Source organism: Mycobacterium sp., from assembly GCF_008709575.1.
Classification (GTDB): Bacteria; Actinomycetota; Actinomycetes; order Mycobacteriales; family Mycobacteriaceae; genus Mycobacterium.
Window position 1 is genome coordinate 1 of the sequence record NZ_VYIK01000440.1, and the last position, 634, is coordinate 634.

The window sequence follows — 634 nt, forward strand, 5'->3', positions numbered from 1 at the left end:
GCTGGGTGGTCAACGTCTCGTCGAAACCGCTCCGCCAGCTAGCTCTGGCCACAGCACCCCTTCATCGGCCGGCGCACGACACAATGTAACCATGACCACCATCGCGCCCACAGCACATCGCGACGCCGACCAGGCACCCGCGTACCGCATGGCGACGCTGCTGATCGGTATCGGCATCACGCACTTGCTGGCACCGAAGCCCTTCGACGCCATCGTTCCGGTCGAACTGCCGGGAAGCCAACGGTTCTACACCTACACGTCCGGCATCGCCGAGGTGATCACCGGCACGCTGCTGCTGTCGAAGAGCAGCCGCCGATTCGGCGCGCTAATGGCGGCCGCGCTGTTCGTCGCGGTCTTCCCGGCGAACCTCAACATGGTGCGGCTGTGGTGGGGCAAGCCGTGGCCGATGCGGCTGATCGCGCTGGCCCGGTTGCCATTGCAGATCCCGATGGTCACCTCCGCGCTGCGGATCAGGCGCACGGCTTAGCCCGATCATCCGCAGTAAGCAGTGCGGCGAGCTCGTCCGCGTTCGGCAGTGCCTCGGGAACGACGGTGACTGCGCTGCGGACGTAGTGGAAAGCGGCGCGCACCAACAGTTCCGGACAGCCGCTGAGCGCCGCCCAGGCCAGCCGGT

1 protein-coding gene is annotated in these 634 nt (G+C 66.9%); it reads left to right on the forward strand.

The window, feature by feature from the left end; all coding sequences use genetic code 11:
• Positions 1 to 91: 91 nt before the first annotated feature.
• Positions 92 to 487 carry a hypothetical protein gene (locus tag F6Q13_RS19475; RefSeq protein ID WP_293059996.1) on the forward strand — a complete coding sequence of 132 codons (396 nt, stop codon included), beginning with the start codon at positions 92 to 94 and terminating at the stop codon, positions 485 to 487.
• Positions 488 to 634 lie beyond the last annotated feature (147 nt).

What these genes read in the sequence shown, in the direction of transcription:
- F6Q13_RS19475 (WP_293059996.1), top strand. Translation starts at nt 92, where the DNA reads ATGACCACCATCGCGCCCACAGCACATCGCGACGCCGACCAGGCACCC.